Source organism: Pseudomonas flexibilis, from assembly GCF_000806415.1.
In the GTDB taxonomy this organism is placed as follows: domain Bacteria; phylum Pseudomonadota; class Gammaproteobacteria; order Pseudomonadales; family Pseudomonadaceae; genus Serpens; species Serpens flexibilis.
Genome location: NZ_JTAK01000002.1, coordinates 863,727 through 886,015, shown reverse-complemented (window position 1 = coordinate 886,015; position 22,289 = coordinate 863,727). Strand labels below are relative to the sequence as shown.

The 22,289-nt window shown below is 64.8% G+C and carries 17 protein-coding genes and 1 pseudogene; 6 read left to right on the top strand and 12 right to left on the bottom strand.

Going from position 1 to position 22,289, the window contains the following annotated elements; all coding sequences use genetic code 11:
- The first annotated feature begins 69 nt into the window (after window positions 1–69).
- The 5 genes and pseudogenes from PT85_RS07855 to PT85_RS07835 all read left to right on the top strand — a co-directional run bounded on the left by PT85_RS07855 (window position 70) and on the right by PT85_RS07835 (window position 7,461).
- Window positions 70–1,914: a sulfatase-like hydrolase/transferase gene (locus PT85_RS07855; RefSeq protein WP_039561848.1), complete on the top strand. Its 1,845-nt coding sequence runs from the start codon at window positions 70–72 to the stop codon at window positions 1,912–1,914.
- A gap of 124 nt (window positions 1,915–2,038) precedes the next feature.
- Entirely contained in the window at window positions 2,039–2,734 is a 696-nt protein-coding gene (locus tag PT85_RS07850) for a hypothetical protein (RefSeq protein WP_039561847.1), read from the top strand.
- A 257-nt stretch (window positions 2,735–2,991) separates the two neighbouring features.
- A pseudogene (locus PT85_RS07845) lies at window positions 2,992–4,191 on the top strand (NAD(P)/FAD-dependent oxidoreductase); the annotation flags it as partial.
- A gap of 25 nt (window positions 4,192–4,216) precedes the next feature.
- On the top strand, window positions 4,217–6,904 hold the full coding sequence (locus PT85_RS07840; protein WP_039606403.1) for a nitrate reductase: 2,688 nt from the start codon (window positions 4,217–4,219) through the stop codon (window positions 6,902–6,904).
- A 164-nt stretch (window positions 6,905–7,068) separates the two neighbouring features.
- Window positions 7,069–7,461 (top strand): cytochrome C, encoded by a 393-nt coding sequence (locus PT85_RS07835; RefSeq protein ID WP_139181977.1) that lies wholly within the window; start codon window positions 7,069–7,071, stop codon window positions 7,459–7,461.
- Between the two features lie 72 nt (window positions 7,462–7,533).
- Here PT85_RS07835 and PT85_RS07830 read toward each other — a convergent pair whose 3' ends face one another.
- From PT85_RS07830 to ppsA, 7 genes are all read right to left on the bottom strand, one after another.
- Complete coding sequence (locus PT85_RS07830; protein WP_039606340.1) at window positions 7,534–8,514, bottom strand: OmpA family protein; 981 nt, start codon at window positions 8,512–8,514, stop codon at window positions 7,534–7,536.
- A 74-nt stretch (window positions 8,515–8,588) separates the two neighbouring features.
- Complete coding sequence (gene sigX / locus PT85_RS07825) at window positions 8,589–9,179, bottom strand: RNA polymerase sigma factor SigX (RefSeq protein WP_027589780.1); 591 nt, start codon at window positions 9,177–9,179, stop codon at window positions 8,589–8,591.
- An 84-nt stretch (window positions 9,180–9,263) separates the two neighbouring features.
- The gene (locus tag PT85_RS07820; RefSeq protein ID WP_027589779.1) at window positions 9,264–10,088 is read right to left on the bottom strand and encodes a mechanosensitive ion channel family protein; all 825 of its coding nucleotides are present in this window, start codon (window positions 10,086–10,088) and stop codon (window positions 9,264–9,266) included.
- A gap of 2 nt (window positions 10,089–10,090) precedes the next feature.
- On the bottom strand, window positions 10,091–10,333 hold the full coding sequence (locus PT85_RS07815) for a hypothetical protein (protein ID WP_027589778.1): 243 nt from the start codon (window positions 10,331–10,333) through the stop codon (window positions 10,091–10,093).
- 106 nt (window positions 10,334–10,439) lie between these two features.
- Entirely contained in the window at window positions 10,440–10,928 is a 489-nt protein-coding gene (rraA, locus tag PT85_RS07810) for a ribonuclease E activity regulator RraA (RefSeq protein ID WP_039606339.1), read from the bottom strand.
- 60 nt (window positions 10,929–10,988) lie between these two features.
- Complete coding sequence (locus PT85_RS07805) at window positions 10,989–11,984, bottom strand: alpha/beta fold hydrolase (RefSeq protein ID WP_039606338.1); 996 nt, start codon at window positions 11,982–11,984, stop codon at window positions 10,989–10,991.
- 69 nt (window positions 11,985–12,053) lie between these two features.
- On the bottom strand, window positions 12,054–14,423 hold the full coding sequence (gene ppsA, locus PT85_RS07800) for a phosphoenolpyruvate synthase (RefSeq protein ID WP_039606337.1): 2,370 nt from the start codon (window positions 14,421–14,423) through the stop codon (window positions 12,054–12,056).
- A 157-nt stretch (window positions 14,424–14,580) separates the two neighbouring features.
- On the opposite strand from ppsA, the gene ppsR reads away from it, so the two are divergent.
- Window positions 14,581–15,399: a posphoenolpyruvate synthetase regulatory kinase/phosphorylase PpsR gene (gene ppsR, locus PT85_RS07795; protein ID WP_027589774.1), complete on the top strand. Its 819-nt coding sequence runs from the start codon at window positions 14,581–14,583 to the stop codon at window positions 15,397–15,399.
- 62 nt (window positions 15,400–15,461) lie between these two features.
- Here ppsR and prpF read toward each other — a convergent pair whose 3' ends face one another.
- The 5 genes from prpF to PT85_RS07770 form a co-directional block, all read right to left on the bottom strand.
- Window positions 15,462–16,649, bottom strand: a complete 1,188-nt coding sequence (gene prpF / locus PT85_RS07790) for a 2-methylaconitate cis-trans isomerase PrpF (RefSeq protein ID WP_039606336.1) — start codon at window positions 16,647–16,649, stop codon at window positions 15,462–15,464.
- Window positions 16,650–16,704: 55 nt separating this feature from the next.
- The gene (gene acnD, locus PT85_RS07785) at window positions 16,705–19,311 is read right to left on the bottom strand and encodes a Fe/S-dependent 2-methylisocitrate dehydratase AcnD (protein WP_027589772.1); all 2,607 of its coding nucleotides are present in this window, start codon (window positions 19,309–19,311) and stop codon (window positions 16,705–16,707) included.
- A 71-nt stretch (window positions 19,312–19,382) separates the two neighbouring features.
- On the bottom strand, window positions 19,383–20,510 hold the full coding sequence (prpC, locus tag PT85_RS07780; RefSeq protein WP_027589771.1) for a bifunctional 2-methylcitrate synthase/citrate synthase: 1,128 nt from the start codon (window positions 20,508–20,510) through the stop codon (window positions 19,383–19,385).
- Window positions 20,511–20,594: 84 nt separating this feature from the next.
- A complete protein-coding gene (gene prpB, locus PT85_RS07775) occupies window positions 20,595–21,482 on the bottom strand; it encodes a methylisocitrate lyase (RefSeq protein WP_027589770.1) in 888 nt (295 codons plus the stop codon).
- Entirely contained in the window at window positions 21,479–22,186 is a 708-nt protein-coding gene (locus tag PT85_RS07770) for a GntR family transcriptional regulator (protein WP_037008614.1), read from the bottom strand. The genes prpB and PT85_RS07770 overlap by 4 nt, the downstream gene beginning before the upstream one ends.
- Between the last annotated feature and the right edge of the window lie 103 nt (window positions 22,187–22,289).

The window sequence follows — 22,289 nt, the reverse complement described above, 5'->3', positions numbered from 1 at the left end:
CTCGCACTTGCCTTCCGGCTCGTGTTGTGGGATTAAGCGCCACCGATCCCAGCCGGACAAAGGAACGCCATGATTTCAAGCACGCATCGCAGTCGCGCAGACACCCTCTTCTGGACGCTTTCCTGGTTGGCGTTGGCCGTCCACCTCGGGTTCTTCCTGGATGCACCGGAAAGCGTGGGGATGGCGTTCTATCAGGGTCTCCTGATCTCCACGTATGCGTTGATGTTCCTGGCACCGGCCTGGCTGATCAGCAAGCTGGCCCGTCCGCTGCCCCGGGGCGCGCAACTGGCCTTGCACGTGGTGCTGACCACCGCCGTTCAGCTATTGCTCTACGCCGATGGCCTGCTGTGGAAGCTGTACGGCTTCCACCTCAATGGTTTCGTCTGGAACATCATTACCACTCCTGGCGGCATCGCGGCGCTGGGCTCGTCGGAATCCAGCTACCTGGGCTTCGCGCTGATTGGCCTGGGCTTTGTTGGCGGCCAACTGGCCTTGCGCCTGCTGGCCAGCGCCCTGACCCGCATCCTGCCGCGCCTGCCGGTACCCCGCCTGGCCTGGGCGCTCACGCTGTTCATGGTGGGCACCTTGACCGAGCGGGTCAGCCACGCGGTCAGCCATTTTTACGGTTACAGCCCTCTGCTGGAGACCGCCCAGCGCCTGCCGCTGTATCAGCCGCTGACCATGCGCGAGTTCTTCGTCGGCACGCTGGGCATGGAGCGTCCGCAGAGCCTGGAGGTGGAGAACGTCGCCATCAAGGGCCGCCTGGCCTATCCGCAAGCACCGCTGCAGATCCAGCCGCCGGCCAAGCCGCTGAACCTGGTGTGGCTGGTAGCCGAGTCCTGGCGAGCCGACACGCTGAATCCCCGGGTCATGCCACAGACCAATGCCTTTGCCGCAGAGTCCCTTCGCTACAGCAATCATTTTTCGGGCGGCAACGGCACCCGCATGGGGCTGTTCAGTCAGTTCTATAGCCTTCCGGCCAGCCTCTGGTTCCCGGTTCTGAATGCTCGCGTCGGTAGTCCCCTGATTGACGTTCTGCAGCAGCAGGACTACCAGATGCGTCTGTTCACCAGTGCCAAGTTCACCTATCCGGAATTCGACAAGACGTTGTTCGTACGGGTACCGCAGGAGCAGATGCAGGCCTACGGAGAGGGCGAAACCTGGCAGCGCGACCGCAAGAACATCGATGATCTGCTGGCGTTCATCGATCAGCGTGATAGTGCCCGGCCCTTCATGACCTTCATGTTCTTCGAATCGCCGCACGCCAATTACAACTTCCCGCCCGAGTCGGTGATCGAGCCGGATTACCTGGCGGATTTCAGCTACGCCAGCATGGACCTGGAGCGGGACATCGGTGGCATCCACAAGCGCTACCTGAATGCGGTGCACCACCTGGACGGTCAGATCGCCCGTGTGGTCGACCACCTGAAGGCGCGCGGGCTGATGGAAAATACCCTTATCGTGATTACCGGCGACCATGGCGAAGAGTTCATGGAGAACGGCCGCTGGGGCCACAACTCGACGTTCTCCGACGAACAGATCCGCGTACCGCTGGTGCTCTGGGTGCCGGGCCGCGAGCGCCACGAAGAAACCCTGCGCACCAGCCATATGGATCTGCTGCCCACCCTGTTGCCGTTGCTGGGCGTCCAGAATCCTGCGCATCAGTACGGCATCGGACACAGCCTGTTCGATCCGAAACCGGGACGTCATCTGATTGCCGGCGACTGGGATCGCCTGGCGTTCATCAGCGAAGAGCACAAGGTGGTACTGCCGTTTGCCACCGGCAACTTCACCGCGCTCCAGGCCACGCGTGCAGACGACCTGGCGTTGCCGAATGCCATGCAAGTCGTGCAGCAGACCCTTCCGTCCATCCGTAGCCAGCTTCAGGGTATTCGCCGCTTCATGGCGCACTGAGGCGACGGCCGGCGCACCGCGCCGGTCGTTAAAGAAATCCCCACAGCAGCCGACAGCGATAGCACACGGGCAGAGTGCCACTACTGCCCGTCCCTTCCGATGATTCAGGATTCCGGGGGTCAGCATGTCGCTTTTCAGGAAGAAGAACAGTCTGGCACCGGCCTACAGCTGGCGGGGCACCGCCGCGGAGCCGGGAATCCTGGTGCACTATCGCTCCGATCACCATGAACGCTCGGATACCCTGTTCTGGTGCCTGTCCTGGCTGGCGCTCCTGCTGCACCTGCACCTGTTCATCACCGATGCGCACAACCTTCCCCAGCAGGCCTATCGCTGGCTGCTCATCGGCAGCTACGCACTGATGTTCCTGGCACCGGCCTGGCTGCTGGCCCGGCCGCTCGCCTGGCTGCCGCGTTCGCTGCAGCTGGGCGGCCAGGTGCTGCTGGTCGTCCTGGTACATCTGCTGGCGCACGTGGACAATCAGCTCTGGACCCTGCAAGGCCATCACCTCGGTGACCTCTCCCGTGGCGCGATAATGGACTTCCTGCGCGCACTTAACCCGCTCCCCCTTGCCGCAGCGTTTCTGCTCATCCAGAGCCTGCTGCGCAGCCTGGCGAGTCTGGTGATTCTCTTTGCACCGCGCTTGCCACTGCCTGGCCTGCGCGTGGTGCTGCTGACGTTCCTGGTCGCCACCTGCGCCGAGCGCCTGGGCTATGCGCTGGGCCATTACGAACACAATCGCGCCGTGCTGCGCATGGCCCAGGGCATGCCCTTCCACCAGCCGCTGCTGATTGATGGCTACCTGAAAGAGCTGCGTAACTAGCCTGCCCCCGAACGCACTGCGCCCGGGCAGGACGCACCAGCAGCGGGCATCCACCTTCTCCGTCGGTATGCAACCGTCGTCGCCAAGCCCCTGATAATCAACCGGTTGCCGATCTGGCACGCAGCCTGCTTGGGTTCTTGCATCACCGGCACGGCCTTCAACGGCGAAGGCAGACTCGACCGGCACGGACAAAGGCGTCCTCGTCGCACTGGCGACGGGACGCCTTTTTGTTTTTGGCATGCGTGACGGAGAAGCGAATGAACAGACCCAGACTGGTCATGGTCGGCAACGGCATGGCCGGAGTGCGCACGCTGGAAGAGCTGCTGGGACTGGCCCCGGACCTGTATGACATACAGGTATTCGGTGCCGAGCCCCATCCCAACTACAACCGCATCCTGCTGACTCCGGTGCTGGCGGGCGAGCAGCAGTTCGAGGACATCGTCCTCAACGATTTCGATTGGTACCGGCAGAATGGCATTCGCCTGCACGCAGGTCGCAGCGTGGTGCGCATTGATCGCGCGAGGCGTCTGGTGATCGCCGATGACGGCACCGAGGCGGTGTATGACCGCCTGCTGCTGGCCACCGGCTCGCGGCCCTGCATTCCTCCGCTGCCCGGTCATGAGCTGCACGGCGTCACCGGCTACCGCGATATCGCCGACACGCACGCCATGCTCGAAGCCGCCGAGCGCTATCGTCACGCGGTGGTGATCGGCGGCGGCCTGCTGGGCCTGGAAGCGGCCAACGGACTGCGCCAGCGCGGCATGCAGGTGACTGTCGTGCACCGGGGTGAATGGCTGCTGGAGCGTCAACTGGACCGCGAGGCCGGGACGCTCCTGCAGCAGACGCTGGAGGCCCGTGGCCTCGGCTTCCGCCTGGCCGCCCATACCGAGCGCCTGCTGGGTGACAAGAACGGCCGGGTACGTGCGGTCTGTCTGCGCGATGGCACCCAGCTGGCCGTCGAGCTGGTGGTGGTGGCGACGGGCATCCGCCCCAACAGCGAACTGGCCGAAGCGGCCGGCCTGCCCTGCAGGCGGGGCATTCTGGTCAGCGACACCCTGCAAACCTACGACCCACGCATCTATGCCGTGGGGGAGTGCGCCAGCCATCGCGGCATCAGCTATGGGTTGGTGGCGCCGCTGTTCGAGCAGGCCCGGGTGTGTGCCACCCACCTGGCGAGGCTGGGCATTGGCCGCTACACAGGCTCGCTGCTGTCGACCCGCCTCAAGGTGAGCGGCATCGACCTGTACTCGGCCGGCGAGCATGCCGGCGGCGAGGGCACCCGGAGCATCCTCCTGCGCGACCCTGTCGGCGGTGTATACCGCAAACTGGTCCTGCGCGCAGACCGCCTGGTGGGTGCTTGCCTGTACGGCGACAGCTCCGACAGTGGCTGGTATCAGCGCCTGATTCACGAGGGCGCATCGATCGCCGGCTTCCGCGACCGGCTGATGTTCGGTGAGGCCCTTGCACACCGGGGGATCCACCATGTCGAGTGAACGCCGCACCACCGCCTCGACCTGCTGCTACTGCGGTGTCGGCTGCGGCGTGCTGATCGAGCACGATGGCAGCCGCATCCTCGGCGTGCGTGGCGATCCCGAGCACCCCGCCAACCTGGGTCGACTGTGCAGCAAGGGCGCGAGTCTTCATCTGACAGGCGGACTGGAGCACCGCGCGCTCCACCCGCAACTGCGCCTGGGCAAGACGCTGGGCCGCACCCGCACCGATTGGCCCAGCGCCCTGGAGCATGCCGCCGAGCGCTTCACTGCGACGATCCGCGAACACGGACCGCAGAGCGTTGCCTTCTACGTCTCCGGCCAGTTGCTCACGGAGGACTACTACGCCTTCAACAAGCTGGCCCGAGCCCTGATCGGTACACCCAACATCGACAGCAATTCGCGGCTGTGCATGTCCAGCGCCGTAGTGGGCTATAAGCGCAGCCTGGGTGCCGACGCGCCGCCCTGTTCCTACGAGGATGTGGAGCTGGCCGACTGCGTGCTGATCATTGGCGCCAACCCGGCCTTCGCCCATCCGGTGCTGTTTCGCCGGTTGGAAACCGCCAAGGCGCAGCGCCCGCAGATGCGCGTCATCGTGGTCGACCCACGGCGCACCGACAGCTGCGAGCTGGCCGATCTGCATCTGGCGCTGCAGCCGGGGACTGACGTGGCGCTGCTGCATGGCCTGCTGCATATCCTGCTGCGTGACGAACGCATCGACACTGCCTTCATCGCCGAGCACACCGAAGGCTTCGCGGCACTGCAGAGCCTGGTACAGGAGTACCCGCCGGAGCGGGTCAGTCGGCTGTGCGGGCTGAGTGCAGACGATCTGGAACAGGCCGCGCGCTGGATCGGTGACGCTCCCCGCTTCCTGTCGCTGTGGTGCATGGGCCTCAACCAGTCCAGCAGCGGCAGCGCCAAGAACAGCGCCCTGATCAACCTGCACCTCGCCACCGGACAGATCGGCAGGCCGGGCGCGGGCCCCTTCTCACTGACCGGCCAGCCCAACGCCATGGGCGGCCGGGAAACCGGCACCCTGGCCAATCTGCTACCCGGCCATCGGGAGGCCGACAATGCCGAACACCGCGCCGAGCTCGCCCGCTACTGGGGTGTCGATAGCCTTCCCGGCGCCGGGCTGAGCGCGGTCGAGCTGTTCGAAGCCGTGGCGGAGGGCCGCATCAGGGCACTGTGGATCGCCTGTACCAACCCGGCGCAATCGATGCCCGACCAGCAGCGCATCCACGACGCACTGGCGGCCTGCCCGTTCGTGGTCGTGCAGGAGGCATTCGTCGGCACCGAGACCTGCGCCTATGCAGACCTGTTGCTGCCGGCCGCCAGCTGGGGCGAGAAGGAAGGCACGGTGACCAACTCGGAGCGGCGCGTCAGCCACGTGCGCAAGGCCGTACCGCCCCCGGGCGATGCGCGGCCGGACTGGGCCATCGTCTGCGACTTCGCCCGCCGGCTGGAACAGCGACTGCGGCCTGGCCTCCCCAGCCTGTTCGACTTCGATTCGCCGCAGGCCCTGTTCCAGGAGTTCACACCGTTAACCGCCGGGCGCGACCTGGATTATGCCGGGCTCAGTTATACCTTGCTCGACGCGCTCGGCCCTCAGCAGTGGCCCTTCCCGGCCGGAGCCCGCCAGGGCACGCCTCGCCTGTACAGCGACCGCCGGTTCCCGACGCCCAGCGGACGGGCGCGCTTCATCGCCGAGCCTTATCGGGCCGTCCTGGAAATGCCGGAGCCCCCCTTTCCCTGGCTGCTCAATACCGGTCGGCTGCGTGATCAGTGGCATGGCATGAGCCGCACCGGCACCGCTGCACAGGCGTTCGGCCATGCGCCCGAGCCCCTGTTGGGTATTCACCCCGATGATCTGGCCAACCTGGGGTTGCACGAAGGCGACCTGGTCCGGGTCTCCAGTCGACGCGGCAGCCTGGTGCTGCCGGTGCAGGGCGATGCAGGCCTGCGGCCAGGGCATACCTGGCTGCCAATGCACTGGGGCGACCGCTTCCTCAGGGGACTGGGTACCAACGTGCTGACCCAGCCGGGGTTCGATCCGCTGTCACGCCAGCCGGAACTCAAGCTCAGCGGTGTGGCGCTCGAACCGGCCGACCTGCCCTGGCGGCTGTTCGCGCTGGTCGAAGGTATCGGTTTATCGCACCTCGATGCGCTACGGCCGCTGCTGGTGGAGTTCCCCTATGTAAGCCTGGGTCTGCTGGGGCGAGAGCGCACGGCCCTGGTGATTCGAGCCGCCCGCGCCAAGGCGCCGCCGCAGTCATGGCTGATGCAGTTGGACCGGACGCTGGCATTGCACGAACCGCTACTGGCCTACGAAGATCCGGAAGCCGGGATCAGCAAGCGCCTGCGCCTCGAGCAGGGCCGTCTGACCGCCGTGCGGCTGGCCGGCGAGGTCCTGGCCCGCGACTGGCTCATGCAGGTCTGGCGGGAAGGCCAGCCGGTCGACGTGCCGCATCAGCAGTTGCTGGCGCCACTCGCCGCGCCAGCGGGTCGCCAGGCCGCCACCGATCGGCTGGTTTGCAACTGCCTGAACGTTTCCGCCAGCGCCATCCTGGCGAGTCTGCAACAGGGCCTGGATCTGTCCGCCCTGCAACGCGAGCTGCGCTGTGGAACCCAGTGCGGTTCCTGCCTGCCGGAAATTCGCCGAATAGTGTCGGCGCCATGAGTCTTCCCGTGTTGCGACGGGCGCTCGCGGTCTCGACCCTGGGCTATACCTTGAAGCGGGATTCAGGGAGAGAACCGCCATGAACAGAGTTTCGCTGCTTGCCGCCGCCCTGTTGTTGCCCATGCCTGCTTGGGCGGGCCCCTCCTCCGGAGAACGCGGAGCGGGTGGAGCGTGGCCGCTACCTGGTACAGATCGCCGGCTGCAACGACTGCCACACCGAGAATTATCTGCAGGCGCCGGATCAGGTTCCGGAAAGTGCCTGGCTGCTGGGCGCAGGACTGGGGTGGAGCGGCCCGTGGGGGACGACCTATGCCAGCAACCTGCGCCTGCTCCTGCCGCAACTGAGCGAAGCGCAATGGTTGCAACTGGCTCGCAACGCCAACTATCGACCCCCGATGCCCAATCACGCGCTTCGTCTGATGAGCGACCAGGATCTGCTGAGCATCCATCGCTTCGTCAGCCATCTCGGACCGGCCGGCACGCCGGCACCCGCCTTCGTACCGCCACCCGGCAAGCCTGCCGGGCCGCTTGTGGTATTTCCTTCCCCCGCTCCCTGAGCCAGCAAACGGTCATAAAAAAACCGGGGCCCCTTCAGGCCCCGGTCCCGGTCACGCAGATCGAACGGACTGTCATTCGACCTGCGCTTCCACCTCGGCTTCCACGCGACGGTTGATGGCGCGGCCGGCCTCGGTGGCGTTGTCCGCCACCGGACGAGTTTCGCCATAGCCGATCGAGTCCACGCGGTTGCCCGAAATGCCGTACTGGTCGACCAGTACGTTACGCACGGAACGTGCGCGGCGGTTGGAGAGGTCCTGGTTGTAGGCCTCGGTACCGATCGAGTCGGTGTGGCCTTCCACCACGGTGGTCGTTTGCGGGAACTGCTGCATGAACTCCGCCAGGTTGCGGATATCGTCGTAGCTGTCCTCGCGCACCACGTCCTTGTCGAAATCGAACTTCACATCCAGTTCGACCCGCACCGTCTCAGGAATGGGCTCAGCTTCGACCACAGGCTCATAGACCGGCTCGGGCTCGGCCTGGGCAACTTCCTGACGACCGCCGCCGAAGTTCAAGCCTACACCGACGCCTGCCATCCACTCGCTGTTGCCCTGGTCGATGTTGTGCATGCCATCCACCCCGGCCCGGGCGAAGAAGTTCTCGCTGAAGTAGACCTTCACCCCCGCGCCGACGTTGGCGAAGGTGCTGCGGTCTCGCCCGCTGCGCTCCGCCTGGCCGATGCTCTGGTGGGCCATACCGGCCGACAGGTAGGGACGTACGCCAGGGCCCGGCTCACCGAAGTGATAGACCGCATCTAGCGAGGTCAAACTGCCCTTGATGTTCTTGTAACGCCCATCGACCGTGACCGGATCGTCCGAGGTGAGATCGTGGTATTCGCCGTGAGAAATGCCCAGGGAGACGTCATCCGTGAGGAAGTAGCTAGCCCCGGCCCCGTAAAGCTCGCCTTCGCTTTCGATGTTGCGGCGGCTATCGGGGTAGTACTGCTTGGCAAACACTTCCACCTCGACGGCGCCCTGGCCCTGAGCCAACGCGTGCGCGGAGGTCGCGGCGACAACAGCACCAATGACCGCGCCTAAGGTGTTTTTGAGCCTCATCCGTAAATCCCCATCTGAATGGTATGGATGGCTCCCCAGAAACAGGGGAGTCACCATTCAGAGAGGCGGATGGGTTACAAAGTTTCCGCGCTGGCGAATTTTTCGCGCATACGGTCCAGCGCGCGCTTGTAGCGCATCTTGGTGGCGCTGAGGCCCATGTGCATGATGTCGGCGATTTCCTGGAACTCCAGCTCGGCGACAAAACGCAGGATGAGGATTTCCCGGTCGATGGGATTCACATGCACCAGCCAGCGATCCAGGCCACCCTTGTCCTCGACTTTCGGTGTCTTCTCCTCCGAGGCCTCTTCCATGGGTTCCAGGCTGAGGGCATCGATTAGCCGACGCTTGCGCCGCTCCTTGCGGTACTGGGTGATGCACTCGTTGTAGGTGATGCTGTACAGCCACGTCTTGAACTTGGACTTGCCTTCGAAGTTTTTCAGGCCGTAGAGCACCTTGAGCATCACTTCCTGGCAGACGTCATCGGCGTCCCGATCGTTACCGAGGTACCGCGCACAGACGTTGAACAGCGTGCGCTGGTAGCGCCGCATCAACTCTTCGTAGGCGCGGGTGATATGGAAGAGTTCCTGGTGCGCGCGCGCCACCAGCTCTTCGTCAGAGAGCTCGCGGGGGTCGTAGCGCTGGCCGGGGTGCTGGACTTTGTTCAAAACGAATCGTCGGCGATTGAGGCGGATGCGCGGCGAGCGACCGGGCGGTCGTCGCGGCGCAATAAGATAACAGGATTTGCCGCCTCAACGGCTGTTGACGCGATGTTCGAGCAGCGTCTTATTGGCTATTGACACCAAATCCCCATCCGAGGTGACCAGGATGGTCTTCACCGTACCGATTTCCTCGATCTGCCCCTGGATGTCGCCGACCTGGATATCCTGGCCCACCTCATACAGCTCGCGCACGTAGATGCCGGCGAGGATCTGCCCGGCGATCTCGCGGCTGCCCAGCCCCAAGGCCAGCGCAGCGGCCAGGCCGACTGAGATCAGGACGATGGCAATGACGGTGTTGAGCAGGTCGGTCTTCACCTCCAGCTGGCCGATGGCCACCGAGATACTGATGATGATGACCATGGCCTGGGCGACACGACCGAGACTGGCAGCGTAATCCAGGCCCACGCTTTCCGCGGCTCCGCGCACCAGGCCGTTGACCAGTTGCGCCAGCAGCACACCGGCCAGCAGTACCAGGGCTGCACCGAAGACCTTGGGCAGGTACAGGGCGAACACGTCGAGGGTAGCTGAGACACGTTGCAGGCCCAGGGAATCGGCAGCCGACACCAGGAACACCAGCAGCACGAACCAGTAGACGATCTTGCCGATCAGGGTGGAAACCGGCACCTGGATGCCGATGCGCGCCATCATCTTGGTCAGGCCGGTGCCGGCCATCAGTCGGTCCAGGCCCAACTTGGCCAGCAACTTGGACAGCAGCGTGTCCAGCAGCTTGGCCACCACGAAGCCCAGCAACAGCACCACCAGGGCGCCGAACAGGCGCGGGATGAAAGCCGCCACCGAGCCCCACATGGTGCTCATGGCGTTGACGAGGCTCTGGGTCCAGGGATCGAATTCCATCTTCATTCAGCCTTTTCAGCACAGCGTTTGGTGGCGGCATGGCCCGATTCCACGTTCCGGGAACCGGCATTCAGCGCGATCATCAGGGCCTCGAACCAGTTGCCCATCAGCGAGAACAGATCGCCGACGCCCACCTGACGATTGGCGGTCTTGAGCACGCGATCGAGGGTCGCATCGTCGTCATGCTGGGACGACGGTGCGTTCTTGAGCAGATCACGCAGGGATTCTTCGAAGGGGTCGTGCATGCGCACCTCCGCGGAGTACAAACGGGTAGACGCGGCGGGACAACCGAGGGTCACAGCAGGGCAAGCGCTCCGGCCAGAGGCGCGGAGCGCTAAGATCCGATCGAACCTACTCGGGCATGCTCAGCGGTTCAGGGGAAACGATGATGCCGTTGTTGTCGGCATACACGTACTGGCCAGGGCGGAAGGTCACGCCGGCAAAGGTAACGACCACGTTCAGGTCGCCAATGCCGCGCTTGTCGGTTTTCATCGGATGGCTCGCCAACGCCTGGATGCCCAGCTCGGTCAGCGCCAGCACGTCGACGTCGCGTACGCAGCCGTAGACGATGATGCCTTCCCAGCCATTCTTCGCCGCCTTCTCGGCCAGCATGTCGCCCAGCAGGGCGCGACGCAGCGAGCCGCCACCATCCACGACCAGCACCTTGCCTTCACCGGGCAGGTCGACCTGCTCCTTGACCAGCGAGTTGTCCTCGAAGCACTTCACGGTGACGATCTGACCACCGAAGGAGTCGCGGCCGCCGAAGTTGGCGAACATCGGCTCGACGACCTGAACCAGATCCGGGTAGGCGTCGCACAGGTCAGGGGTGACGTATTGCATGCTGAACTCCTTGAGATGGTGCTGCTGCGGGGGCGCACATCTTAGCCGCAGCGATCCCCTTTAGCACAGGGCTTCGCGCGTGGCACACCCCTGAACTTCCGCCGAGGTGCTCGCCTGGCGCCGCAGCCAGTCGGTCAGCAATGGCCAGACCTCGCGTTGCGCCGTCTTGCTGATGAGCATTTCAACGTGGCCGAAGGGGCTGGAGAAGCCATTCCGGGGGCCGAGGCACAGGTGCTCGCGACTGGCCGAACCGAACTGGCGCAGCAGACGCTCGCAAGCCGCCGGCGGATCCTGACGATCCCCCTCGGCGGAAACCGCCAGCACCGGAATACGCACCGTGGCCAGGCCCTGCCACCAGTTTTCCCGCCCGCAGCCGAAGCGACCGAACAGTCCATGCCAGCGCAGGGCGTCGCGCGCCACGCCGATCGGCTCGTCCTCGGGTCCGCGCCCCAGTCGCATGCCGGACAGATGCGGCAGGCAGCCCAGCAGCAAGTGCCCGCCCCACGCCACCGGCGGAAACTTCAACGGCAGGTACAAGCGACTGACCTGACTGCCGAACAGCGCCAGCGAGGCTGCGCTGTGCTGGTCCAGATAACCACCGCCCGCGGCAGCGGCGAGCACCACCCCGCCGAGCGAATGGCCCATCCAGTGCGGTGTCTGCCCGGTCTGTTCCATGACGAAGGCGGCGATGGCGGGGAGGTCGTAGCGCGCATAGTCGACCACTCGATTGTGCCGGTAGCTCCGGTTGCGCGGCGAAAGACCATGCCCGCGCATTTCCGGAATCCACACATCGAAGCCGGCCCGGGCCAGGTGCGCGCCAAAACCAATGCCCTTGGGCGAGTACCAGAAACGCCGGTTGGTGAAGGTGCCGTGCAGCAGGATCACAGGTACGCCCCGCCCCCCCTGTACATCGGCGCGCCCCAGGCGGGTGACCGCCAGCTCGACGCTGGCATCGGGACTGTTGCGTGGTTTGAGAAGGTAGACGTCCTCGCTCAGGTCGCCGCGGAGTTCGGCGCCGAGCAGGGAGACAGGAAAGAGTCGGCTGCTGCTTTGCATTACAGGGTTCTATCGCGTGGATATGAAAAGGGCGGGTTCAGACCCGCCCTTCCAGTATGGTCAAAGCGCTCAGATTTGCCCTTCGGCGAGGAAGAACCAGGTATCAAGAACGGAATCCGGATTCAGCGACACGCTCTCGATGCCCTGCTCCATCAGCCAGCGGGCCAGATCCGGGTGGTCGGATGGGCCCTGGCCGCAGATGCCGATGTACTTGTCCGCCTTGCGGCAGGCCTGGATGGCACTGGAAAGCAGCTTCTTGACCGCCGGGTTACGCTCGTCGAACAGGTGGGCGATGATCCCGGAGTCGCGGTCCAGGCCCAGGGTCAGCTGGGTCATGTCGTTGGAACCTATGGAGAAACCGTCGAAATACTCGAGGAACTCGTCGGCCAGCAGCGCGTTGGAGGGCAGCTCGCACATCATGATCACGCGCAGGCCGTTCTCGCCGCGCTTGAGGCCGTACTGGGCCAGCAGGTCGACCACTTGGGAGGCTTCGCCGAGGGTACGTACGAACGGCACCATCAGCTCGACGTTGGTCAGGCCCATCTCATCGCGTACCTTGCGCATGGCCCGGCATTCCAGCTCGAAGCAGTCGCGGAACGACTCGCTGATGTAGCGCGAGGCGCCACGGAAGCCCAGCATCGGGTTCTCTTCCTCGGGCTCGTAGAGCTTGCCGCCGATCAGGTTGGCGTATTCGTTGGACTTGAAGTCCGACAGGCGCACGATGACCTTCTTCGGCCAGAAAGCGGCGGCCAGGGTGCTGACCCCTTCCACCAGCTTCTCGACGTAGAAGCTCACCGGATCGGCGTAGCCGGCGGTGCGCTTCTGCACGCTTTCCTTGATGTCGGCCGGCAGGCTGGCGAAGTTCAGCAGCGCCTTGGGGTGCACGCCGATCATGCGGTTGATGATGAACTCCAGGCGCGCCAGGCCGACACCGGCGTTGGGCAGCTGGGCGAAGTCGAAGGCGCGGTCCGGGTTGCCGACGTTCATCATGATCTTGAACGGCAGCTCGGGCATGGCATCGACGGAATTCTTGCGTACGTCGAAGCCCAGCTGGCCTTCGAAGATGAAGCCGGTATCACCCTCGGCGCAGGAAACGGTGACGCCCTGGCCGTCCTTCAGCACGTGGGTGGCATTGCCGCAGCCCACCACCGCTGGAATGCCCAGCTCGCGGGCAATGATCGCCGCGTGGCAGGTACGGCCGCCGCGGTTGGTGACGATGGCGCTGGCGCGCTTCATGATCGGTTCCCAGTCCGGGTCGGTCATGTCGGAGACCAGCACGTCGCCCGGCTGCACCTTGTCCATCTCGGACACGTCGTGGATCACGCGCACGGGACCGGCGCCGATGCGCTGGCCGATGGCGCGGCCCTCGACCAGCACGGTGCCCTTTTCCTTGAGCAGGTAGCGCTCCATGACGGTGGCGCTGGCGCGGCTCTTCACGGTTTCCGGGCGAGCCTGCACGATGTACAGCTGGCCGTCGTCACCGTCCTTCGCCCATTCGATGTCCATCGGGCGGCCGTAGTGCTTCTCGATGATCAGCGCCTGGCGTGCCAGGTTGGCGACCTCCTCGTCGCTGATGGCGAAGCGCGCGCGCTCCTCGCGGGCCACGTCGACGGTCTTCACCGACTTGCCGGCCTTGCCTTCGTCGCCATAGATCATCTTGATGGCCTTGCTGCCCAGGTTGCGACGCAGGATGGCCGGGCGGCCGGCTTCCAGGGTCTGCTTGTGGACATAGAATTCGTCGGGGTTCACCGCGCCCTGCACCACGGTCTCGCCCAGGCCGTAGGCGGCGGTGATGAACACCACGTCACGGAAGCCGGACTCGGTATCCAGGGTGAACATCACACCGGCGGCGCCGGTTTCCGAACGCACCATGCGCTGTACACCGGCGGACAGGGCAACCAGCTTGTGGTCGAAGCCCTGGTGCACGCGGTAGGCGATGGCGCGGTCATTGAACAGAGAGGCGAACACTTCCTTGGCGGCACGGATCACGTTGTCCACGCCACGGATGTTCAGGAAGGTTTCCTGCTGGCCGGCGAAGGAGGCGTCCGGCAGGTCTTCGGCGGTGGCCGAGGAGCGCACGGCAACCGCCATATGTTCGTTGCCGCCGCTCATTTCGGCGAAGGCCATGCGAATGTCGGCGTCCAGCTGGGCAGGGAATTCGGCGTCCATCACCCACTGGCGGATCTGCGCGCCGGTCCTGGCCAGGGCATTGACGTCATCGACGTCCAGCGCATCCAGCGCGGCGTGAATACGATCATTCAGACCGCTTTGCTCGAGGAAATCACGATAGGCCTGGGCCGTGGTGGCGAACCCGCCGGGGACGGAAACACCGGCACCCGCCAGGTTGCTGATCATTTCGCCCAGGGAGGCGTTCTTGCCCCCTACCCGCTCGACATCGTGGTTGCCGAGCTTATCGAGGGAAACTACGTACTCAACCAAGGTGATTTCTCCACGCTGTAGGGGAATGCTGCCAGCGGATTGTGTCCGCACCGGTGTGGCCTGCCCCGGGGAAATAGGTAAGAATGCCAGCCGTCTAGCTATGGCACAGCCCGGCTATGATAGCCAAGAATCGCTTTCACCTTAAGGCTTTCGGCGTATGAAACGAACCGCTTTCTTCATCTCTGACGGAACAGGCATCACCGCCGAAACCCTTGGACAGAGCCTGCTTGCCCAGTTCGAGAACATCCAGTTCCAGAAACTCACCCGACCCTACATAGACACGCCCGCCAAGGCTCAGGCCATGGTTCAGCAGATCGATCTGGCCACCGAGCGCGACGGTTGCCGGCCGATCATTTTCGATACCATCGTGAACCAGGAGATCCGCGACATCTTGGCGCAGTCGAGTGGCTTCATGATCGACATTTTTTCCTGTTTCCTGTCGCCGCTTGAGCAGGAATTGAGCGCCAGCTCGTCCTATTCGGTGGGCAAGTCGCACGCCATCGGCCACTCCGCCAACTACATGGAGCGCATCGAGGCGGTGAACTTTGCCCTCGACAACGACGACGGCGCCCGCACCCACTACTACGACAAGGCCGACCTGATCCTGGTGGGCGTGTCACGCTGCGGCAAGACACCCACCTGCCTGTACATGGCCATGCAGTACGGCATCCGCGCGGCCAACTATCCGCTGACCGAAGAGGACATGGAGCGCTTGCAACTGCCGGCAGCCCTCAAGGTGCACAAGCAGAAGCTGTTCGGCCTGACCATCGACCCGGACCGGCTGACCGCCATTCGCCATGAGCGCAAGCCCAACAGCCGCTACGCCAGCTTCGCCCAGTGCGAGTTCGAGGTGCGCGAAGTGGAGAAGCTGTTCCAGCGCGAGAACATCCCGTGCCTGAATACCACGCATTTCTCGGTGGAGGAGATCTCCGCCAAGATCCTGGTGGAGATGGGCGTGGAGCGCCGTCTCAAGTAGGGCGCCCGAACAAACGAAAAAGCCGGCCCCAGGCCGGCTTTTTCGTTCTCGCAAACAGGTAATCAGAACACGTCGCCCGGCACCCGCACCCAGCCTTCCATGAGGATGCGCGCGCTGCGGCTCATGATGGCCTTGGTCACCGTCCAGTTACCGTCGATCTGCTTCGCTTCGGCACCGACTCGCAGCGTGCCGGAGGGATGGCCGAAGCGCACGGCCTGGCGTTCACCACCGCCGGCAGCCAGGTTCACCAGCGTGCCGGGCACCGCCGCCGCCGTGCCGATGGCCACCGCGCAGGTGCCCATCATGGCGTGGTGCAGCTTGCCCATGGACAGGGCACGCACCAGCAGGTCGATCTCGCCGGCCTCGATGGTCTTGCCGCTGGATGCCTTGTAGGTTTTCGGCGGGGAAACGAAGGCAATCTTCGGCGTGTGTTGGCGGGTCAGCGCCTCTTCGGCCGTCTTGATCAGCCCCATGCGCAGCGCACCGGCCATGCGGATTTTTTCGAAGCGTGCCAGCTGGGCGGGGTCGCCGTTGATGTCCTCGCGCAGCTCGGTGCCCTGGTAGCCGATGTCCTCGGCGTTGACGAACACCGTGGGGATGCCGGCGCTGATCATGGTGGCCTTGAAGGTACCGACGCCGGGCACTTCCAGGTCGTCGACCAGGTTGCCGGTGGGGAACATCGAGCCGCCCTCCTCGCCGTCGTCGGACGGGTCGAGGAATTCCAGCACGATCTCCGCCGCCGGGAAAGTCACCCCGTCTAGCTCGAAATCGCCGGTCTCCTGCACCTGGCCGTTGGTGACCGGCACGTGGGCGATGATGGTTTTCTGGATATTGGCCTGCCAGATGCGCACCACGCAGGTGCCGTTCTGGGGAATGCGCGCAGGATCGATCAGCCCGGCGTGGATGGCGAAGGCGCCGGCCGCGGTGGACAGGTTGCCGCAGTTGCCGCTCCAGTCGACGAAGGCCTTGTCGATGGAGATCTGGCCATAGAGGTAATCCACGTCGTGCCCGGGCTGGCTGCTTTTCGACAGGATCACGCACTTACTGGTGCTGGAAGTGGCGCCGCCCATGCCGTCGATGTGCGCGGCATAGGGATCGGGGCTGCCGATCACGCGCATGAACAGCTGGTCACGGGCCGCGCCCGGCACCTGGCAGCGCTCGGGCAGGTCCTGCAGACGGAAGAACACGCCCTTGCTGGTACCGCCACGGATGTAGGTGGCGGGGATTCGAATCTGAGGTTGATGAGCCATTACGCTGCTCCAGATGAAAAGTGAAGCGGCCCCTCAGGGCCGCCTCGTTCGTTGCTTAGGCGTTGCCTTCCAGGAAGTCCTTAGCGAAGCGCTGCAGCACCCCACCCGCCTCGTAGATCGACACCTCCTCGGCGGTATCCAGGCGGCAGGTCACCGGCACCTTGAGGCTTTCGCCGTTGGTGCGGTGGATGACCAGCGTCAGGTCGGCACGCGGCTTGCGCTCGCCGATCACGTCGAAGGTTTCGGTGCCGTCGATGCCCAGGGTCTTGCGGGTGGTGCCCGGCTTGAACTCCAGCGGCAGCACGCCCATGCCGATCAGGTTGGTGCGATGGATGCGCTCGAAGCCCTCGGCGACGATGGCTTCCACACCGGCCAGACGCACGCCCTTGGCCGCCCAGTCGCGGGACGAGCCCTGACCGTAGTCGGCGCCCGCGATGATGATCAGCGGCTGCTTGCGCTCCATGTAGGTCTCGATGGCTTCCCACATGCGCATGACGGTGCCTTCCGGCTCGACACGCGCCAGGGAGCCCTTCTTCACCTGGCCGTCGACCACGGCCATCTCGTTGACCAGCTGCGGGTTGGCGAAGGTGGCGCGTTGCGCGGTCAGGTGGTCGCCACGGTGGGTGGCGTAGGAGTTGAAGTCCTCCTCCGGCAGGCCCATCTTCGCCAGGTATTCGCCGGCGGCCGAGTCGGCCAGGATGGCGTTGGACGGCGACAGGTGGTCGGTGGTGATGTTGTCCGGCAGCACCGCCAGCGGGCGCATGCCCTTGAGGGTGCGTTCACCGGCCAGCGCGCCTTCCCAGTACGGCGGACGACGGATGTAGGTGGACATCGGGCGCCAGTCGTACAGCGGGCTCTTGGCCTCTTCCACGCTGCCCAGGTCGAACATCGGGATGTAGACCTGCTTGAACTGCTCCGGCTTGACGCAGGCGGCGACGATGGCGTCGATCTCTTCGTCGCTCGGCCACAGGTCCTTCAGCGTGATGGCCTTGCCGTTCTTGTCATGGCCCAGCACGTCCTGCTCGATGTCGAAGCGTACGGTACCGGCGATGGCGTAGGCGACCACCAGCGGCGGCGAGGCCAGGAAGGCCTGCTTGGCGTACGGGTGGATGCGGCCGTCGAAGTTGCGGTTGCCGCTCAGGACAGCGGTGGCGTACAGGTCGCGGTCGATGATTTCCTGCTGGATCTTCGGGTCCAGCGCGCCGGACATGCCGTTGCAGGTGGTGCAGGCGTAGGCGACGATGCCGAAGCCGAGCTTTTCCAGTTCCGGCAGCAGGCCGGCTTCTTCCAGGTACAGCTTGGCGACCTTGGAACCCGGCGCGAAGGACGTCTTCACCCAGGGCTTGCGCACCAGGCCCAACGCGTTGGCCTTCTTGGCCACGAGGCCGGCGGCGACCACGTTGCGCGGGTTGGACGTGTTGGTGCAGCTGGTGATGGCGGCGATGATCACCGCGCCATCGGGCAGCAGACCCTTTTCCTCTTCGGCGCGCGCGGCGGCCAGCATGGCTTCGTCGGCGATGCCGCGCTCATGCAGTGCCGAGGTCGGCAGGCGCTTGTGCGGGTTGCTCGGGCCGGCCATGTTGCGCACGACGGTGGACAGGTCGAAGGTCAGCACGCGCTCGTACTCGGCGCCTTCCAGCGCGGTCGCCCAGAGGCCGGTAGTCTTGGCGTAGTTCTCGACCAGCGCCACCTGCTCCGGCTCGCGACCGGTCAGCTTGAGGTAGTCGATGGTCTGCTGGTCGATGTAGAACATCGCCGCAGTGGCGCCGTATTCCGGGCACATGTTGGAGATGGTGGCGCGGTCGCCGATCGACAGGCTGTCGGCGCCTTCGCCGAAGAACTCCACCCAGGCACCCACCACGCGCTCCTTGCGCAGGAATTCGGTCAGGGCCAGCACGATGTCGGTGGCGGTGATGCCCGGCTGGCGCTTGCCGGTCAGTTTGACGCCGACGATGTCGGGCAGGCGCATCATCGAAGCGCGGCCGAGCATCACGGTCTCGGCTTCCAGGCCGCCGACGCCGATGGCGATCACGCCCAGGGCATCCACGTGCGGGGTATGGGAGTCGGTGCCGACGCAGGTGTCCGGGAAGGCCACGCCACCGCGGGCCTGGATCACCGGCGACATCTTCTCCAGGTTGATCTGGTGCATGATGCCGTTGCCGGCGGGGATCACGTCGACGTTCTTGAATGCGGTCTTGGTCCACTCGATGAAGTGGAAACGGTCTTCGTTGCGGCGCTCTTCCACGGCGCGGTTCTTCTCGAACGCGTCCGGGTCGAAGCCGGCGTATTCGACGGCCAGCGAGTGGTCGACGATCAGTTGGGTCGGCACCACCGGGTTGACCTTGGCCGGGTCGCCACCCTGTTCGGCGATCGCGTCACGCAACCCCGCCAGGTCGACCAGCGCGGTCTGACCGAGGATGTCGTGGCAGACCACGCGGGCCGGATACCAGGGGAAGTCCAGGTCGCGCTTGCGCTCGATCAGCTGCTTGAGCGCATCGGTCAGCAGCGCCGGATCGCAGCGGCGCACCAGCTGCTCGGCCAGCACGCGCGAGGTGTACGGCAGTTTTTCGTAGGCGCCGGGCTGGATGGCGTCGACCGCCGCGCGGGTGTCGAAGTAATCCAGCGCGGTGCCGGGCAGGGATTTGCGGTATGCGGTGTTCATGCCATGGACTCGATGGGGTAATGGGTAAAACGGAGCAGGCAGGGCCCGTCAGCGGGCCCTGCCTTCCCCAATCAGCGCTGCGCCATGGGCGGCACGGCGCGCGGCTCGACACCGATGTACTCGGCGCTCGGGCGGATGATGCGGTTGTTGCTGCGCTGTTCGAACACGTGGGCGGCCCAGCCGGTAACCCGCGAGCAGACGAAGATCGGGGTGAACAGCTTGGTGGGAATGCCCATGAACCGGTAGGCGGAGGCGTGGTAGAAGTCGGCGTTGGGGAACAGTTTCTTGCGCTCCCACATCAGCTCGTCGATGGCGACGGAGATCGGGAAGATCATGGTGTCGCCGACCTCCTCGGCCAGTTGCTTCGACCAGACCTTGATCACCTCGTTGCGCGGGTCGGAAATGCTGTAGATCGCGTGACCGAAGCCCATGATCTTCTCCTTGCGCTCCATCATCCGCTCCAGTTCGGCGACGGCTTCGGCCGGCGTCTTGAAGCGGTCGATCAGGTCCATCGCTGCCTCGTTGGCGCCGCCGTGCAGCGGGCCGCGCAGCGAACCGATCGCACCGGTGATGCAGGAGTACAGGTCGGACAGGGTCGAGGCGCAGACGCGACCGGTGAAGGTCGAGGCGTTGAATTCGTGCTCGGCGTAGAGGATCAGCGAGACGTTCATCACCTTGCGGTGCAGCTCGCTGGGCGACTTGTCGTGCAGCAGGGCGAGGAAATGGCTGGCCAGGTCCGGCTCACCGGTGACGCAGTTGATGCGCACGCCATCATGGGTGTAGCGGTACCAGTAGCACATGATCGCCGGGAAGGCCGCCAGCAGGCGGTCGGCGATGTCGAGCTGCTGCTCGAAGCTGTGCTCGGGCTCCAGGGTGCCGAGCATCGAGCAACCGGTGCGCATCACGTCCATGGGGTGGGCGTCGGCAGGAATGCGCTCAAGCACTTCCTTGAGCGCCTGCGGCAGGTCGCACAGCCCCTGCAGGCGGCGCACATAGGCCTCCAGCTGGGCGGCATTGGGCAGTTCGCCGTAGAGCAGCAGGTAGGCGACTTCCTCGAACTGACAGTCCTTGGCCAGCTCACGCACATCGTAGCCACGGTAAGTCAGGCCGGCGCCTTCCTTGCCAACGGTGGACAGGGCGGTCTGTCCGGCGATCTGCCCACGCAGACCCGCACCGCTCAGTACTTTTGCTTCAGCCATTGCTCTCTCCTTATTGAATTTGTTCTGGATACTGCAAATTGCCTCAGGCGCGACCCAGGCTGATGGGCCGCACGGTCCTCTTCCTCAGCCCTTCTTCTGCGCAAACAGCGCGTCGAGACTCTGCTCGTAGGCGTGGTAGTTGATGCGGTCGTACAGCTCCATGCGCGTCTGCATGGTATCGATCACGTTCTTCTGGGTGCCGTCGCGGCGAATAGCGGTATAGACGTTCTCGGCAGCCTTGTTCATGGCGCGGAACGCCGACAGCGGGTAGAGCACCAGGGAGACGTCCACGGAGGCAAGCTCCTCGGTGGTGTACAGCGGCGTGGCACCGAATTCGGTGATGTTGGCCAGGATCGGCGCTTTCACGCGGTCGGCGAAGGTCTTGTACATGGCCAACTCGGTGATCGCCTCGGGAAAGACCATGTCGGCACCGGCCTCGACACAGGCGGCGGCACGATCCAGCGCGGCGTTCAGACCTTCCACGGCCAGCGCGTCGGTGCGCGCCATGATCACGAAGCTGTCATCGGTGCGCGCGTCCACGGCCGCCTTGATGCGGTCGACCATTTCCTGCTGCGAGACGATTTCCTTGTTCGGGCGGTGGCCGCAGCGCTTGGCACCCACCTGGTCCTCGATATGGATGGCGGCGGCGCCGAACTTGATCATCGACTTGACGGTGCGCGCCACGTTGAAGGCCGAGGCGCCGAAACCAGTGTCCACATCCACCAGCAGCGGCAGGTCGCAGACGTCGGTGATGCGACGCACGTCGGTCAGCACATCGTCCAGGCCGGTGATGCCCAGATCGGGCAGGCCAAGCGAGCCGGCAGCCACGCCGCCTCCGGAGAGATAAATGGCCTTGAAGCCGGCGCGCTTGGCCAGCAGCGCGTGGTTGGCGTTGATGGCGCCCACCACCTGCAGCGGATGTTCAGCGGCCACGGCGTCTCGGAAGCGCTGACCGGGGGTGTTGGAGCTCATGCGTCACCTCTGCTTTGGTTGTCTACCTGTTGTTCCACGTTGCGGCGCGAAGCCGCGATATGTCGGCGCATCAGCAGCTCGGCCAGTTCGCCATCGCCCTCGGCAATGGCTTCGAGAATCCGCTGATGCTCGGCGAAGGCCTGGTGCGGCCGATTCGGCGTGCTGGAGAACTGGATGCGGTACATGCGCACCAGTTGATAGAGATCGCCGCACAGCAGCTGGGACAGCGTGGCATTGCCGCTGGCCTGAATAATGCGGTAGTGGAAGTCGAAGTCGCCTTCCTGCTGGTAGTACCCGCGCCCGGCCTGGAAGGCCTCGTCGCGCTCGTGGGCATCCAGCACCCGGCGCAGTTCGTCGACCTCGGCGCGGGTCATGCGCTGCGCGGCCAGGCGACACGCCATACCTTCGAGGGACTCCCGGATCTGGTACAGCTCCACCAGCTCGCGGGTACCCAGCGAGACCACTCTGGCGCCAGCGTGGGGAACTCTCACCACCAGGCGCTGTCCTTCCAGCCTGTGAATCGCTTCACGCAACGGCCCGCGGCTGATGCCGTAGGTACGCGCCAGCTCAGGCTCGGAGATCTTGCTGCCGGGCTTGATCTCTCCACTGACGATGGCGGCCTGGATACGACGGAACACCTGCTCGGCCAGGGTTTCGCCTTCTTCCGCCACAGACAGCAAGGCTGGTGGGAGCCACTCATTCATTGTCGACAATCCATTTACTAGATGTCTAAAAAATACTCAAAAAAACGGGTCAATGCTAGATCTCAGCAGAAGATTGTCAACACGAACCCTGCCAAGCCATGCC

Excerpts from the sequence above, each read along its gene's own strand:
- PT85_RS07855 (WP_039561848.1), top strand. The coding sequence starts at position 70 with ATGATTTCAAGCACGCATCGCAGTCGCGCAGACACCCTCTTCTGGACG.
- PT85_RS07850 (WP_039561847.1), top strand. The coding sequence starts at position 2,039 with ATGTCGCTTTTCAGGAAGAAGAACAGTCTGGCACCGGCCTACAGCTGG.
- PT85_RS07840 (WP_039606403.1), top strand. The coding sequence starts at position 4,217 with ATGTCGAGTGAACGCCGCACCACCGCCTCGACCTGCTGCTACTGCGGT.
- PT85_RS07830 (WP_039606340.1), bottom strand. The coding sequence starts at position 8,514 with ATGAGGCTCAAAAACACCTTAGGCGCGGTCATTGGTGCTGTTGTCGCC.
- PT85_RS07820 (WP_027589779.1), bottom strand. The coding sequence starts at position 10,088 with ATGGAATTCGATCCCTGGACCCAGAGCCTCGTCAACGCCATGAGCACC.
- PT85_RS07815 (WP_027589778.1), bottom strand. The coding sequence starts at position 10,333 with ATGCACGACCCCTTCGAAGAATCCCTGCGTGATCTGCTCAAGAACGCA.
- rraA (WP_039606339.1), bottom strand. The coding sequence starts at position 10,928 with ATGCAATACGTCACCCCTGACCTGTGCGACGCCTACCCGGATCTGGTT.
- PT85_RS07805 (WP_039606338.1), bottom strand. The coding sequence starts at position 11,984 with ATGCAAAGCAGCAGCCGACTCTTTCCTGTCTCCCTGCTCGGCGCCGAA.
- ppsR (WP_027589774.1), top strand. The coding sequence starts at position 14,581 with ATGAAACGAACCGCTTTCTTCATCTCTGACGGAACAGGCATCACCGCC.
- prpF (WP_039606336.1), bottom strand. The coding sequence starts at position 16,649 with ATGGCTCATCAACCTCAGATTCGAATCCCCGCCACCTACATCCGTGGC.
- acnD (WP_027589772.1), bottom strand. The coding sequence starts at position 19,311 with ATGAACACCGCATACCGCAAATCCCTGCCCGGCACCGCGCTGGATTAC.
- prpC (WP_027589771.1), bottom strand. The coding sequence starts at position 20,510 with ATGGCTGAAGCAAAAGTACTGAGCGGTGCGGGTCTGCGTGGGCAGATC.
- prpB (WP_027589770.1), bottom strand. The coding sequence starts at position 21,482 with ATGAGCTCCAACACCCCCGGTCAGCGCTTCCGAGACGCCGTGGCCGCT.
- PT85_RS07770 (WP_037008614.1), bottom strand. The coding sequence starts at position 22,186 with ATGAATGAGTGGCTCCCACCAGCCTTGCTGTCTGTGGCGGAAGAAGGC.